Genomic DNA, 14651 nt, shown 5'->3' on the forward strand with positions numbered 1-14651 from the left:
GCTGACGGGACTTCCGCGCCGCCTATTGACTCGCCCGCGTGGCGGCGCGAGGCTGCAAGTCCGGCCCCCGTGCCGGCCCCCCGCCATGACCGCCCGCCGAGCGCAGCCCGCTCGGACGCGCTGCGCGGACAGCCATGACGGCCTTCCACCCTTGACTGCAGGGAGAAGTCCGCTCATGTCCCATCGCACCCAGGATATTCGCAACGTGGCGCTTGCAGGCCACCCCGCCGCCGGCAAAACCACCTTGTTTGAAGCCCTGCTGCTCGCCGGCGGCGCCATCCAGACGGCAGGCAGCGTCGAACACGGCAATACCGTGTCCGACTTTGATCCGGTCGAGAAGCAACGCGGCCACTCGCTCGACATCGCGATGGCCGGCATCGACCACGACGGCATCCACCTGAACCTGATCGACACCGCCGGCTATCCGGACTTCCGCGGCCCCACGCTGTCCGCATTGGCCGCGATCGAGACCGTCGCGATCGTGCTCGACGCCAGCACCGGGGTCGACTACGGTGCGCGGCGGATGATGGCCCGGGCCAAGGCACGCGGGCTGTGTCTGGTCATCGTCATCAACAAGATCGACCACGACGGCGCCGATCCAGCGCGGGTGCTGGATGAGGTCCGGCAGCAATTCGGCTCCGAATGCCTGCCCTTGAACCTGCCTGTGGCCGGTGCGACGGCGGTGATCGACTGCCTCGGCGGTACCGACACCGGCGGCCCGAATGGAAGCAGCGACCTCGGCCCGGTCGCCGACTGGCACCAGAAGATCCTCGACCAGGTGGTCGAAATCAACGAGCCCGTGATGGAGCACTACCTCGACCGGGGTGAAAGCGGCCTGTCTGCTGACGAGTTGCACGCGGCGTTCGAGCAGTGCCTGCGCGAGGGACACCTGGTACCGGTAGTGTTCTGCTCGGCGCGCACCGGCGTGGGCGTCAGGGAACTGCTGGGCGTCACCGGCAAATGGCTGCCCAGCCCGGCCGAAACCAATCCGCCTCCGTTCGAGAAGGTCCAACCCGGCGCGGCGCACCAACGCATCAAGACCGTGCCCGATCCCGACGCGCCGATAATCGCCCACGTGTTCAAGATCATCAACGACCCGTTTGTCGGCAAGCTTGCGGTGTTCCGGGTCCACCAGGGCACCGTGCGCCGGGACAGCCAGCTGTTCATCGACGACGGCAAGAAGCCGTTCAAGGTCGGCCACCTGTATGCGTTGCAAGGCAAGGAGCGCGTCGAGATCGACCGCGCGATACCCGGCGACATTGCCGCGCTGGCGAAGGTCGAGGACGCGCATTTCGATGCCGTGCTGCATGACGACGTTGACCAGGCCCACATCCGCCTGATGCCACTGGACTTTCCGCGGCCGATGTTCGGCCTGGCGATCGACGCGGCCAGCAAGGGCCAGGAACAGAAACTCGCCGGCGCGCTGCACAGGTTGGCCGAGGAGGACCCGTGTTTCCATGTCGAACACGAGGCCGAGACCAACGAAACCGTCATCCGCGGCCTGTCCGAGCTGCACCTGCGGATCAACCTGGACAGGCTGCGCGACAAGCACGGCATTGAGGTCAATTCGCACCCGCCGCGCATCGCCTATCGCGAAACCATCAGCGGCAAGGCCGAGGGCCACCATCGCCACAAGAAGCAGACCGGCGGCGCCGGCCAGTTCGGCGAGGTGCTGCTCCGGGTGGAACCGCTGCCGCGCGGCGGCGGTTTCGAGTTTATCGACCAGGTCAAGGGCGGCACGATCCCGGGCCAGTTCCTGCCGGCGATCGAGAAAGGCGTGCAACTGGTCCTGCACAGCGGCGCGATCGCCGGCTATCCAATCCAGGATGTGCGGGTCCTGGTGCTGGATGGCAAGCACCACAACGTCGACAGCAAGGAGGTCGCCTTCGTCGCCGCTGGCCGGAAGGCGTTCCTGGATGCGATCGGCAAGGCATCGCCGCAAGTGCTCGAACCCATCGTCGACCTGGAGGTCAACGCGCCCGAGCAACACATGGGCGACATCAGCAGTGGCTTGGCCAGCAAGCGTGCACGCATCAATGGCACCGACCTGCTGCGCGGCAACGAGATCGTGGTGAAGGCGCAGGTGCCGCTGTCGGAACTGGAGGGTTACGCGGCGGAGCTGAAGTCGGTGACCGCCGGGCGCGGGCGCTACTCGCTCGACTTCAGCCACTACGAGCCGGTCCCCGGGGCGGTGCAACGCCGGTTGATCGAGGCCTACAGGCCCAGACACGAGGAGGACTAGCACCGCTCCTGCAACGGCCGGCCATTGCGACTACACGACCCCTCGACTACCGGGAACCACTTCGCGCTAGCATCGACACGCCTGTCACAGGCGTCGTCACGCTAACCCGCCATTCACGGTCGCCACGTAACGTGCGAACGAAACCTGCAAGGATCGATCATGCGCAAACCGGTTGCCTGCAAGTCTGTTGTCCGTACCTGCATCGCCATCTCGGCCTTCGCCTTGATATGCCTGTTGTCCGCTGGCTGTTCCACCCTCAACACGCTTGGCATGATGCTGGGCAGCCAGGTCACGTTTACCCAGCCCCAGTTGCAGCAATCACTCAACCGCAACTTCCCGAAGCAGTATGAGCGCCTTGGTGGCCTGGTGTCGCTGCGGCTGACCAATCCGAGCCTGTCGATTCCGCATGACAACACCCGCCTGCGCCTGAGTTTCAACATCCGCTTGTCGGCAATGGACAGCACCAGCATGACCACCCTCGGACATTTCACGCTTAGCAGTGGCCTTCGCTTCGACCAGGACACCCTGGGCCTTCACCTGCGGGACCCGGTAATAGAATCGGTCGACCTGCCGGGGCTGGGCGGCGTGATGAATACCACCTCGCGCGAGCTGCTCAGCGCCTGGCTGTCCGATTACGCCCGCGAGGAGCCGGTCTACCGGCTCGACAGCAGCCTGCTGGAGCGCATCAGCGCGCGCCGTATCGAGTCGACCGACATCGAGCGCGGCCTGGTCGTGGTCAAGCTCGACGAATGACGGAGTAACGACCGCATGACCGGTTTGCGCACGACGATTGGGCTGGGTGTCTTGCTGGCCTTGACCAGTTGCCTGGCTGGCTGCGGTGAACGCTCGACACCGGTGAGCCACGACACCGCCAGCACCGAAGCCTTGCCCGAACCCGGACCTGCCGGCGACAGCGTCACCGGCATGCCCGCACAGCCGGGACCGGGACAGATCGGGTCGCCCCCGCCGTTGAGCCAGGCCCCCGTCGACACCCCGATCGGCAGCAACGGCAGGCCCGATGATGACGGCGGATTGCCGCTGTCGGCGCCAACGTCTCCCGACATATCACAGGGTCTGGAATCGCGGCCCGACGAGCCCGGCCCGGACCAGGCGGTCGCGGTGGTACGTGAGTATTACGAGGCAATCAACACCGGCCATCATGACCAGGCCTATCGGTTATGGTCCGATCACGGCAAAGCAAGCGGGCAATCGCCGTTGCAGTTTGCGGATGGCTTCGACGATACCGTCCGGATCTCGGTCGAAGTGATGGCGCCGGGTCGGGTCGACCCCGCCGCCGGCTCGCGCTACATCGAGGTCCCGATCGCGCTGCGTGCTACCCATCGCGATGGCAGCATCCACCAGTATGTGGGCGCCTACACGTTGCGCCGGGCCGTTGTCGACGGCGCTACCGAGGAGCAGCGTGCATGGCGAATCGCATCGGCCGACATCCGTGAAGTCCGGCCGTGACGGGACCGCCTCCATCACCACGCATCGTGCTGGACACCAATGTCTGCCTCGACCTGTTGCTGTTCGATGACCCGCGCGTGACCACGCTGCGGGCGGCGCTGCAAGCCGGTGACGTGATCGCGGTCGGCAACCACGAATGTCGCGCCGAATGGCTGCGGGTGTTGCGCTACCCGGTGCTGAAGCTGGATGAGGAACGCTGCACCGCGATGATCGAGGCCTTCGATGCGCTGGTGCGGCCGTTGCACGGGATGGAAGCGGAACCCGGCTCGTGGCCCGACGTCGCCCTGCCCCGCTGCAGCGATCCCGACGACCAGAAGTTCCTGCAACTCGCTTGCGACTCGGGTGCCCGCTGGCTGCTCAGCCGCGACCGTCACCTGCTGTCGCTGGCGCGACGTTGCAAGCGCGAAGGCCTGTTCGAGATCACCACCCCCGAACAGTGGATCGCCCCAGACAATGCCGTGCAGGAGCTACCGGTCCGCGCCCTTACAACTCGAACCGGTACGACAGCTTGACCAGCAGCTGCTCGCTGTCGCGCAGGCTGAAACTGTCGCGCAACTGGTCCCGCGGCCCGACCGAGAACTCGTCGAGCATGTAGCCGCCGCGTCCGTAGACTACATACAGGTCCGACAGCGGCGCGAGCATGTAGCGGTAGCGGACCTGGAACCCGAGGTTGCGCAGGCTGAAGTCGTCGACCTGGTTGTCCGCCAACGTGGGATCGACCGCCGCCGCGTGGCCATCCGCACCGACCCGAACAGCCTCGGTGAGCCGCGCGTCCAGCCCGATCGCCTGCAACTTCAATCGCAGCTCCTGACGCTGGCCGATGCTCCAGTCCAGCCCGGCGTTGAACTGCAGCGAACGCTCCTCGAAACGGCCAACCAGGTTGTCGTGCTGCCACACCAGCCAATCCGGCGTGTACTCCGCGTAACCGCCGACGAATGCGCTGAGGGCATCGCTGAAGTAGTAGGTCGGGGCGAACTCGAGGCTGTAGCCGATCTCGTCATTGCCTGCCAGGCCGCCACCGCCTACCCAGGCATCGAGTTCCCACGACCAGCGCCCCTTGCGCGGCCGATCGCGCTCCCATGACAGGCTGAAATTGCCCGGTTTACGCAACGGATGGTTGCCGCGGGTCAGCAGGTCGTCGTAGTGCGGCGCGTTGACGTTGAGCTGCAGGTATTCGTTGCCGCCATCGCGACGCTCGCTGGAGCGGATCAGGCGCAGTTGCCGCTGCAACCGCAGGCCATGGTCGTTGTCCATGCCGATGATGCGGCCGCGGTAATCGTGCGAGGCGTAAGCCGAATCCTGCGACAGTCCGGTCAGGCGGCGACTGACCTGCCAGTGCCCGTAGTTGAGGTTGTTGCGACCGAGGTAGCCGAAATCGTTGACCTCGAGGTCGTCGCCGAAGTGCATCGCCAGCCATTGCTGGCGCCACCCGTTGCCCATCTCATACTCGACCACGGTGGTGGCGCCGCTGCCACGGATCGTCTGGCCGGCTTCCTCGATGTCGCTGCCGACCACGTTACTGGTGATGGTGATCGCATCGGTCGGCTGCCAGCGGTGGTCGATGCCGAGCACGCGCGCCTCTCGGTCCAGGAACGGCCGCAGCACCTGGGTTGCCAGCAGGCCGACGTTCTGGCGTTCGAAGTCGTGGTTGAGCCGCAGCGCGCGGAACGAACGGCCGGACTCGCCGTTCTCCTCGGCCGCCATCAACCCATAGTTGGTCCCGCCGAGGCTGCCGTTGAGCTTGACCGCCGCGCCGATATCGCCAGGGCCGCTGCCGTCATCGGCGGGTCCGCCGACGCGACGGGTGTAGATTAACTGGCTGTTGTCGATCAGCAGGCCGAAATTGAAGATGCCCTGGTTCTCGGTGAAGAACGGCCGTTTGTCGCTGAAGAAGGTTTCCTCGGCACCGAAGTTGACCACCAGGTCGTCGCTCTCGACCTGGCCGAAGTCGGGATTGATGGTCGCGGTCAGCTGGGTCTGGCCATTGGGCTTCCAGAAGATGTCGGCGCCGGCGTCGAAGTCACTGCTGCCACCAACGTTGTCGTACACCCCGACCGCGTACGGCGTGATTGCCAGCAGCGACTGGCTGTAGGCCGGCAACTCGACCTTCCGGAAGTCGGACAAAAACCGCGGGCGCTGGAAGCTCGCGCCCGGCGCGGCGACGCGTTCGCCGGTCGAGCCGATCACCCGGTCCAGGTACAGGCCGACAGTGCGGGTACCGCCGTCGGCCTTGCGCATCGGCGCGATGTACCACGGAATCAGCATCTCGACGCTCCAGCCGGCCTCGTCCTCGCTGACCGCGTGCTTCCAACTGCCGTCCCAGTCGCTGCTATAGCTGCTTTCGTTGGTGATCACCTCATCGCCGATGCCACCGGCCAGCGTGACCATGAAGTTGTAGCCGGTACGCCCGTCGCCATCGAAGTCGATCGCGACATTGACCCGGTCCACCTGTGCATCCTCGTCGCGACGGGTGCGGGTGCGCACGCGCGGCACGTCGGCCGCCTGCAGGCTGCGGAAAGCGATCGCCAACCCGTCCGGCGTGGCCAGCACCCAGGCTTCGGTGGGGTACGGCGATGGCTGCAGCGACAGCGGCTGGGTCAGCACGAAGTCATTGAAGTGGTGGGCACCCCGCCATTCGACCGGGTCGATCCTGCCATCCAGATCGATGGCACCAGGCTCGACTGTCTCCGCTCCCGTTGTCGCCGCTACCGCCGTATGAAGCGGCAGGGCCAGCACAACGAGGATGGACAGCACCGGGAGCAAACGCATGCAAGGTCCGGAAAAAGCAGCATTGGATACAGAAACAGGTTGGCGCATCAGGTGGTCCCGAAAATACGTGTGTACGTATGGCGCCTTGGCTGAGCGCCAGTGCTGTAGTTATGTATATCAGTACATATGACAGGATCCTATCCCCCGAAGGTCACGCATCGACCAGCACCAGGCTCAAGACGTTCGAGGCAGCGTCGCGCCGGTAGAGTTTCGCGGCTGCAGATTCGCATCAGGCGCACGGGCCTGAATCTCCGATAGGTTGGCCGGCCGCCGGTACTTCGGCCTACTGCATGTACCAGCCGTGGCTGACCACCAGGCTTTGCCCGGTCAATGCGGCGCTGGGGAATTCGGCGAGGAAACGCACCGTCTTGGCGACGTCTTCGACCGTAGTGAAGATGCCATCGACGGTCTGTCCCAGCATCACGTCGCGGATCACCTCCTCCTCGCTGATGCCGAGCTCTTTCGACTGTTCCGGGATCTGCTTGTCCACCAGCGGCGTGCGGACAAAGCCCGGGCAGACCACGTGGCTGCGCACGCCGCGCTCGCCGCCTTCCTTGGCCAACACCCGCGCCAGGCCCAGCAGGCCATGTTTGGCGGTGACATACGGCGCCTTCAGCTTCGACGCTTCATGGGAATGCACCGAGCCCATGTAGATGACCACGCCGCCGCGGCTCGCCTTGCCGCTGCCATCGTCCCGGTACATGTGCGGCAATACCGCCTTGGTGGTCAGGAACGCGCCATCAAGGTGAATCGCGAGCATCTTCTTCCAGTCGGCGAAGCTGTAGTTCTCGATCGGATTGACGATCTGGATGCCAGCGTTGGACACCAGGATATCGACCGCGCCGAACTGATCCACGACCTGTTGGGTGCCGGCATTGACGGCCGCCTCGTCGGTGACATCCATCGCGACGCCGATCGCCTTGCCGCCGGCCTGCTCGATCTCATCGGCAACCGCCTTGGCGCCGTCGAGATTGATGTCGGCAATGGCGATCAGCGCGCCGGCACGCGACAACTCGAATGCGATCTCCTTGCCGATGCCGCTGGCCGCGCCGGTGACAATGGCGACCTTGCCCTGGATCGAACTCATGCGCACGCTCCTGCTGTGGTGGGGATGGCGCGATATTAACGAATGGGCTCAGTCCTTGTGCTTGTTCTTGCGCTTGGGCTGCAACATGGTGCCGGTGCAGCTGCCCGCGCCGCAGCGGCATGTCCAGATGCGCTTCATCCGCGCGGTGTGGGCCTCGGCCAGGGTAATGCCGTAGTTGTAGACCAGTTCCTCGCCCGCCGCGATGTCGTTGATCGCCTCGATGAACACCCGGTCCTTGCTGCGGTCATCACCGTCGTGTTCTTCCAGCAACGCCTCGCAATTGGGCTCGCAGCTGTGGTTGATCCAGCGCGCAACCCCGCCGCGGTAATTGGCATCGATCACGTACTCGTCGTTCAGCGTGAACAGGAAGGTGTGACCCGAGTCCGGGTCGCCGGTATCACCGGCATCCACTTCCTGGTGGGTACGACGCAACCCCTTGTACTCGACAATGCGCTCGCCCTTGGCGATGGGCGCGACGGCAAACACACCGTTGCCGTGGATGGCGGAGTGGCGGGCGATGATCTTTCGCGGCATACGGGCTTCCGGGGGTAGAAATGGGAGTGAACCGACAAATGTACTTGGCCCCCGCCCCGATAATCCGTACAATAACGGTACTGATTGAGGGTCCAGCCATGTTACGTGTCACCCGACTCACCGATTACGCCACCGTCGTGCTCACGGTGCTGGCCGCCGATCCATTGGTCGTGCTGAGCGCGCCCGAGCTCGCCGACCGTGCCGGGCTGGAAACGCCAACGGTGAGCAAGCTGCTCAAGCCGCTGGCCCAGGCTGGCCTGGTGGAAGGCTTTCGTGGCGCCAACGGTGGTTACCGGCTGGCCCGTCCTGCCGGGGCGATCACCCTGATCGAAATCGTCGAGGCGATGGAAGGCCCGTTGGCAATGACCGAATGCAGCATCCACGAAGGCAATTGCGAGATCGAGGATTCATGCAACGTGCGCGCCAACTGGCGCTACATCAACGATGTCGTGGCCGATGCGCTGCGTGCGGTAAGCCTGGCCCAGATGCTGACGCCGCTTACGCCCTCCGCGCCACCCCATCTTTCCGACTCGAAGCGCATTGACCTTCGCCTCTCCAACGCATGACCGACAGTAGGCAGCCCATGGCCACCGAAACCATTGAAAACCCGACTTCACGCACGCCTCCAGACGCGGCGACCGCGCAGCAGGCGGACATGCCCAACCGTGAAATCCATGAACAGCTCGGCCGCAAGTACGAGGCCGGGTTCATCACCGAAATTGAAACCGACAGCCTGCCGCCAGGTCTGAGCGAGGACATCATCCGCCAGCTCTCCGCGATCAAGGAAGAGCCCGAGTGGATGACCGAGTGGCGCCTGGAGGCCTATCGCCACTTCCTGACGATGCCGATGCCTGACTGGGCCAAGCTGAACATCGCGCCGATCGACCTGCAGGCGCTCAGCTACTACTCAGCGCCCAAAGGCCCCAAGTACAAGTCACTGGACGAGGTGCCGCAGGAGCTGATCGACACCTACGACAAGCTTGGCATCCCGTTGCACGAGCGCGCCAAACTGGCCGGCGTGGCGGTGGACGTGGTGTTCGACTCGGTCTCGGTCGGCACCACCGTGCACAAGGAGCTGACCGACAAGGGCGTCATCTTCTGCTCGATGTCGGAGGCGATCAAGAACCACCCGGAACTGGTCAGGAAGTACCTGGGCACGGTGGTGCCGACCGGTGACAACTACTTCGCCGCGTTGAATTCGGCGGTGTTCTCCGACGGCAGCTTCGTGTTCATCCCGGCCGGGGTGAAGTGCCCGATGGAGCTGAGCACCTATTTCCGCATCAATGCCGGCCACACAGGGCAGTTCGAGCGCACCCTGATCATCTGTGAGGACCGCGCCAAGGTGTCCTACCTGGAAGGTTGCACCGCGCCGATGCGCGACGAAAACCAGCTGCATGCGGCGGTGGTGGAGCTGGTCGCGCTGGAAGAAGCCGACATCAAGTATTCCACCGTGCAGAACTGGTACCCGGGCGACGAGAACGGCGTCGGCGGCATCTACAACTTTGTGACCAAGCGCGGCGAGTGCCGCGGCGCGCGCAGCCGGATCCACTGGACCCAGGTCGAGACCGGTTCGGCGATCACCTGGAAGTACCCGTCGTGCGTGCTGATCGGCGATGACTCGTCCGGCGAGTTCCACTCCGTCGCCCTGACTCACCACCGCCAGCAGGCCGACACCGGGACCAAGATGATCCACATCGGCAAGCGCACCAAGAGCACGATCATCAGCAAGGGCATCAGCGCCGGACACGGGCAGAACACCTACCGTGGCCTGGTCAAGATCGCCTCATCGGCGGAAGGCGCACGCAACTACACCGAGTGCGACTCGCTGCTGATCGGCAAGCATTGCGGCGCGCACACCTTCCCGTATATCGAGGTGCGCAACCCGACCGCGACCGTGGAGCACGAGGCCACCACCTCCAAGATCAGCGACGACCAGATGTTCTATTGCCGCAGCCGCGGCATTGGCCAGGAAGATGCGGTGTCGATGATCGTCGACGGCTTCTGCAAGCAGGTCTTCCGCGAGCTGCCGATGGAGTTCGCGGTGGAAGCCAAAGCGTTGCTGGAAGTGAGCCTCGAAGGCTCGGTCGGCTGAGCCGAATTTCAAGAAACATCACGAGAACACAATCATGTTGAAGATAGAAAACCTCCATGTCCGCATCGGTGATAAGGAAATCCTCAAAGGCCTCAGCCTGGAACTGCAGCCCGGCCAGGTCCACGCAATCATGGGCCCCAACGGCTCGGGCAAGTCGACCCTGGGCAACGTCATCGCCGGTCGCGAGGGCTATGAGATCACCGAAGGCTCGGTGACGTTCAAGGGCCGCGACCTGTTGGCGCTGGAGCCGGAGGAGCGCGCCGCCGCCGGGGTGTTCCTCGCGTTCCAGTACCCGGTCGAGATCCCGGGGGTGAACAACACCTATTTCCTGCGCACGGCACTCAATGCGCAGCGCAAGGCGCGCGGCGAGGACGAGGTCGACTCGATGCAGTTCCTGAAGCTGGTGCGCGAGAAGCTCGCAGTGCTGCACCTGAAGGACGAACTGCTGCACCGCGGCGTCAACGAGGGCTTCTCGGGTGGCGAGAAAAAGCGCAACGAGGTCTTCCAGCTCGCCTTGCTGGAGCCGACCCTGGCAATCCTGGACGAGACCGACTCGGGCCTGGACATCGACGCGCTCAAGACCGTCGCCGCCGGCGTCAATGCGCTGCGCTCGCCCGACCGGATGTTCATGGTGATCACCCACTACCAGCGCCTTCTGGACTACATCAAGCCGGACGCGGTACATGTGCTGGCCGATGGCCGGATCGTGGAGAGCGGCGGGCCGGAACTGGCACTGGAACTGGAAGCGCACGGTTACGAGTGGATCAAGGATCGGATTGAACCTAGCATGGCCGCGCCGGAGGCGGTTGCCTGATGAGCGCCCTGCTCGACTCGCTTGCCTCATCTTTCGACACCCTGCCCGCCCGCGATGCCGGTGGCCTGGGTGACCATCGCCGTGCCGCGCTCGACGCGGCCCTGCGCGATGGCCTGCCGCACTCACGCGTCGAGAGCTGGAAGTACACCCCCTTGCGGGCGTTGGAGCGTCGTGTGTTCGCACCCTCTGCGGGCACCGTCTCGTTTGATCGCGAACTGCTGGCCACCATCCCTGCGCCGCGAATCGTATTCGTCAACGGTCGCTTTGATGCGGCCGGATCCGACCTGGCCGAACTGCCGACCGGGGTGAGCGTGCAGCCACTGTCGCAGGTGCTGGACAACGGCGACGCCCACCAGACCAGCTTCCTGGCGCGCAAGTTCGAACGTGGCGACGAGGTGTTCGCCAAGGTCAACGCGGCGCTGGCCACCGAAGGCATGGTCCTGCGTGCCGAAGCCAATACCCGCTCGACCGCACCGGTGCACCTGGTATTCATCGGCGCTGCGGCCGAAGGCGATCAAGCCTGGCATCTGCGCCATTTGATCGAGCTGTCCGACGGCGCCGAGTTGGGCGTGGTGGAACACCAGTTGGCGGGCGCCGAGCACCGCCACTTCGCAAACACCTTGATGCATGTCCATGTCGGCGTCGGCGCCCGGTTGTCCCATGCCCGGGTGCAAGCCGAAGCCCCCGGCGCGACGCTGATCAACCGCACCGATGCGGTTCTCGCCGAGCGCGCCGAGTACCGGCGACTGGACCTTGAGTTGGGTGCGGGCCTGTCGCGCCACGAGCTCAACGTGCTCCTGCAGGGCAACGCGTCCAGGCTGCATGCCAACGGCGTGTTGCTCGGTGCCGGTCGCCGCCACCTGGACACCCGTTTGTCGATCGACCATGCCGGCCGCGACACCAGTTGCGAACTGACCTGGCGCGGCATCGGCGCCGACCGGGCGCGGGTGGTATTCCACGGCGGCATCGAGATCCGTCAGGGCGCCGATGGCACCAATGCGATGTTGTCCAACAAGAACCTGCTGCTCAGCGAAGGCGCGGAAATCGACACCCAGCCGGTACTGGTGATCAACGCCGACGAAGTACAGGCCGCGCATGGCGCAACGGTTGGCCAACTGGACCCGACGGCGATGTTCTACATGCGCTCGCGCGGGCTGCCGGTCGAACAGGCGCGTGCGCTGCTGACCGCCGCATTCTGTCGTGAAACCCTGTCGGTGTTCGAAGACACCGGCACGCGCGAGGCGGCGTCGGCACGGCTGGATCAGTCGCTGGCGGAAACGGTGGCAATGGCATGAACGCGGAGATCGGCATGCCCAAGGCAGGAGGACTCATCGACCGGCGTGTCCATGAGCCCGCATCGGGTGACTACACCGGCGAGGTTGTCACGCCGATCGACTGGGCCCGTGTGCGTGCCGATTTCCCATTGCTGTCCCGTCAGGTCCACGGCAAGCCACTGGTTTACCTGGACTCGGCCAACACCGGGCAGAAGCCCGCGGCGGTGATCGAGGCGGTGGATGACTTCTATCGCCACCACAATGCCAACGTCAGCCGCGCCGTCCACGCGCTGGGCTCCGAGGCTACCGACGCCTACGAAGGCGCCCGCGACAAGCTGGCGAAGTTCCTAAACGTGCGCGCGAACGAACTGGTGTTGTGCAGCGGCACCACGTTCGCGCTCAACCTGGTCGCCTGGAGCTGGGCATTGCCGCGCTTGCGACCCGGCGATGCCATCGTCCTGACCCGGATGGAGCACCACGCCAACATCGTGCCGTGGCAACTGGTCGCCGAGCGCACCGGAGCGACCTTGAAGGTCGCCGAGCTGGACGAGCATGGCGATCTCGACCTCGCCCAGTTGTATGGCCTGCTCACTGCCGAGGTGAAGCTGCTCGCATTGACCCACGTCTCCAACGTACTGGGCACGGTCAATCCGGTGCGCGAGATCTGCAAGCAGGCGCGCAAGCGTGGCATCGTCACCGTCGTCGATGGCTCCCAGGCCGCGCCTCATCGTGCGCTCGACATCGCGTCCATCGGCTGCGACTTCTACGCCATCACCGGCCACAAGATGGCCGGACCGACCGGCACCGGCGTGCTGTGGGCACGCCGCGAGCATCTCGAGTCGATGCCCCCGTTCCTCGGTGGAGGCGAGATGATCAAGGAGGTGCGTTTTGAAGGCACCGTGTACAACGACGCGCCGCACAAGTTCGAGGCCGGCACGCCGAACATCTCCGGCTTCATTGGCCTGGGCGCTGCGGTGGACTACCTTTCCGCCATCGGCATGACCAACATCGAGGCGCGTGAGCAGGAACTGCTGGCCTACGCGACCGACAAGCTGTCGAAAGTGGAGGGCCTGCGCATCTTCGGCCATGCGCGCGAGAAGGCGGCCGTGATCAGCTTCCTGATCGAAGGCGCACACGCGCATGACCTGGCCACCCTGCTCGACCTGGAAGGCGTGGCGGTGCGCTCGGGCCATCACTGCGCACACCCGCTGATGCAGCACTTCGGCGTGCCGGCGACGTGCCGCGCGTCATTCGCGTTCTACAACACGTTTGAGGAGATCGATGTGTTCGTGGCCGCGCTCGTGAAGGTCCGCAAGCTGCTCCTGTAGACAGGCCGCCCATGCCCGAAACCATCTTCCGCAACGCCACCGTCGCCGACATCGATTCATTGGTGGCCTTCGTCACCGCCGCCTACCGCGGCGACAGCAGCCGCCAGGGCTGGACCACCGAGGCCGACGTGCTCGACGGCAATCGGATCGATGCACAGGTGCTGGTCGACGATATCCAGCGCGATCGCAGCCGGATCCTGCTGCTCGAGCGCAGCGGCGAGTTGCTTTCCTGCGCGCATGTCTGCGAAGACACCGGCGCGGGCTACTTCGGCATGTTCGCGGTCAAGCCGAACCTGCAAGGCGGCGGCATCGGCAAACGGGTCATGGACGAGGCCGAACGTGTGGTGCGCGACGACTGGCAGTTGCCCATGATGCGGATGACCGTGATCGACGTGCGCGTCGAGCTGATCGCATTCTATGAGCGCCGCGGCTATCGCCGTACCGGGGTGTTCAAGCCGTTTCCCTACGGCGACGAGCGCTTCGGTATCCCGCGGCGGGATGACTTGCGGTTCGAGGTGCTGGAAAAACCCCTTCGCGGGACGACGCCATGACCGGCTGGACCCGCGTGTGTACCACCGCCGAGCTGTTGCCGGGGGAGTCCACGGTCGCCTGGGATGGGGACACGCCGATCATGGTGGTCAATTTCGATGGCACCTACTACGCCTTCGAGGACCGCTGTTCGCACGAAGACTTCGAACTGTCGGCCGGCCGCTTCGACGGCAAGGAGGCGACCGTGGAATGCGTCCTGCACGGCGCCAAGTTCGACGTCCGCGACGGCCGCGCACTGTGTCCGCCCGCCTACGAGCCGGTGGTGAATTTTCCGGTCAAGGTCGATGACGGCGTCGTCTGGACCCGTGACCACCGCTGAGAAAGCACGGCAACACCACCCTGATCCAGCTAGCGAATGCATGCCACGCGTGCGTTTTCATGGGTGCAACATCAGATGGTGATTGCGAATCATTCTCAATTGCGTTTAAATGGCGCCCTCGAAACCGTCATTGACTTGCGTAGTCATGCGCCGCCCTCCGAGCGCAACGCGACCCC

The 14651-nt window shown here is 64.9% G+C and carries 14 protein-coding genes; 11 read left to right on the forward strand and 3 right to left on the reverse strand.

The genetic code is table 11. From position 1 onward, the window contains the following. The first annotated feature begins 175 nt into the window (after positions 1-175). The 4 genes from fusA to ACW7G0_RS08810 all read left to right on the forward strand — a co-directional run bounded on the left by fusA (position 176) and on the right by ACW7G0_RS08810 (position 4221). Entirely contained in the window at positions 176-2242 is a 2067-nt protein-coding gene (fusA, locus tag ACW7G0_RS08795) for an elongation factor G (RefSeq protein WP_456989169.1), read from the forward strand. A gap of 159 nt (positions 2243-2401) precedes the next feature. After that, positions 2402-2995: a DUF1439 domain-containing protein gene (locus ACW7G0_RS08800; protein ID WP_456960989.1), complete on the forward strand. Its 594-nt coding sequence runs from the start codon at positions 2402-2404 to the stop codon at positions 2993-2995. A gap of 15 nt (positions 2996-3010) precedes the next feature. Then, positions 3011-3709 (forward strand): hypothetical protein, encoded by a 699-nt coding sequence (locus ACW7G0_RS08805; RefSeq protein ID WP_456989171.1) that lies wholly within the window; start codon positions 3011-3013, stop codon positions 3707-3709. After that, positions 3706-4221, forward strand: a complete 516-nt coding sequence (locus ACW7G0_RS08810) for a PIN domain-containing protein (RefSeq protein WP_456989173.1) — start codon at positions 3706-3708, stop codon at positions 4219-4221. The genes ACW7G0_RS08805 and ACW7G0_RS08810 overlap by 4 nt, the downstream gene beginning before the upstream one ends. Here ACW7G0_RS08810 and ACW7G0_RS08815 read toward each other — a convergent pair. The 3 genes from ACW7G0_RS08815 to ACW7G0_RS08825 all read right to left on the reverse strand — a co-directional run bounded on the left by ACW7G0_RS08815 (position 4193) and on the right by ACW7G0_RS08825 (position 8099). After that, on the reverse strand, positions 4193-6478 hold the full coding sequence (locus ACW7G0_RS08815; protein WP_456989175.1) for a DUF5916 domain-containing protein: 2286 nt from the start codon (positions 6476-6478) through the stop codon (positions 4193-4195). The genes ACW7G0_RS08810 and ACW7G0_RS08815 overlap by 29 nt on opposite strands. A 283-nt stretch (positions 6479-6761) precedes the next feature. Beyond that, positions 6762-7565, reverse strand: coding sequence for a 3-hydroxybutyrate dehydrogenase (locus tag ACW7G0_RS08820; protein ID WP_456989177.1), 804 nt, complete (start codon positions 7563-7565; stop codon positions 6762-6764). A gap of 48 nt (positions 7566-7613) precedes the next feature. Further along, positions 7614-8099: an SET domain-containing protein gene (locus ACW7G0_RS08825; protein ID WP_456989179.1), complete on the reverse strand. Its 486-nt coding sequence runs from the start codon at positions 8097-8099 to the stop codon at positions 7614-7616. A gap of 98 nt (positions 8100-8197) precedes the next feature. Between ACW7G0_RS08825 and ACW7G0_RS08830 the strand changes: the two genes are divergently transcribed. From ACW7G0_RS08830 to ACW7G0_RS08860, 7 genes are all read left to right on the forward strand, one after another. Further along, positions 8198-8665, forward strand: a complete 468-nt coding sequence (locus tag ACW7G0_RS08830; RefSeq protein ID WP_456989181.1) for an SUF system Fe-S cluster assembly regulator — start codon at positions 8198-8200, stop codon at positions 8663-8665. A gap of 89 nt (positions 8666-8754) precedes the next feature. Further along, positions 8755-10191, forward strand: coding sequence for a Fe-S cluster assembly protein SufB (gene sufB / locus ACW7G0_RS08835; protein WP_456989493.1), 1437 nt, complete (start codon positions 8755-8757; stop codon positions 10189-10191). Positions 10192-10225: 34 nt separating this feature from the next. Beyond that, positions 10226-11005, forward strand: coding sequence for a Fe-S cluster assembly ATPase SufC (sufC, locus tag ACW7G0_RS08840; protein ID WP_456989183.1), 780 nt, complete (start codon positions 10226-10228; stop codon positions 11003-11005). Continuing rightward, positions 11005-12300 carry a Fe-S cluster assembly protein SufD gene (sufD, locus tag ACW7G0_RS08845; RefSeq protein WP_456989185.1) on the forward strand — a complete coding sequence of 432 codons (1296 nt, stop codon included), beginning with the start codon at positions 11005-11007 and terminating at the stop codon, positions 12298-12300. The genes sufC and sufD overlap by 1 nt, the downstream gene beginning before the upstream one ends. Before the next feature lie 14 nt (positions 12301-12314). Then, positions 12315-13607 (forward strand): cysteine desulfurase, encoded by a 1293-nt coding sequence (locus ACW7G0_RS08850; protein WP_456989187.1) that lies wholly within the window; start codon positions 12315-12317, stop codon positions 13605-13607. Positions 13608-13618: 11 nt separating this feature from the next. Next, on the forward strand, positions 13619-14158 hold the full coding sequence (locus tag ACW7G0_RS08855) for a GNAT family N-acetyltransferase (protein WP_456989189.1): 540 nt from the start codon (positions 13619-13621) through the stop codon (positions 14156-14158). Further along, on the forward strand, positions 14155-14475 hold the full coding sequence (locus ACW7G0_RS08860; RefSeq protein WP_456989191.1) for a non-heme iron oxygenase ferredoxin subunit: 321 nt from the start codon (positions 14155-14157) through the stop codon (positions 14473-14475). Before ACW7G0_RS08855 ends, ACW7G0_RS08860 begins: the two co-directional genes overlap by 4 nt. Positions 14476-14651 lie beyond the last annotated feature (176 nt).

The organism is Lysobacter sp. A286 (assembly GCF_054052105.1).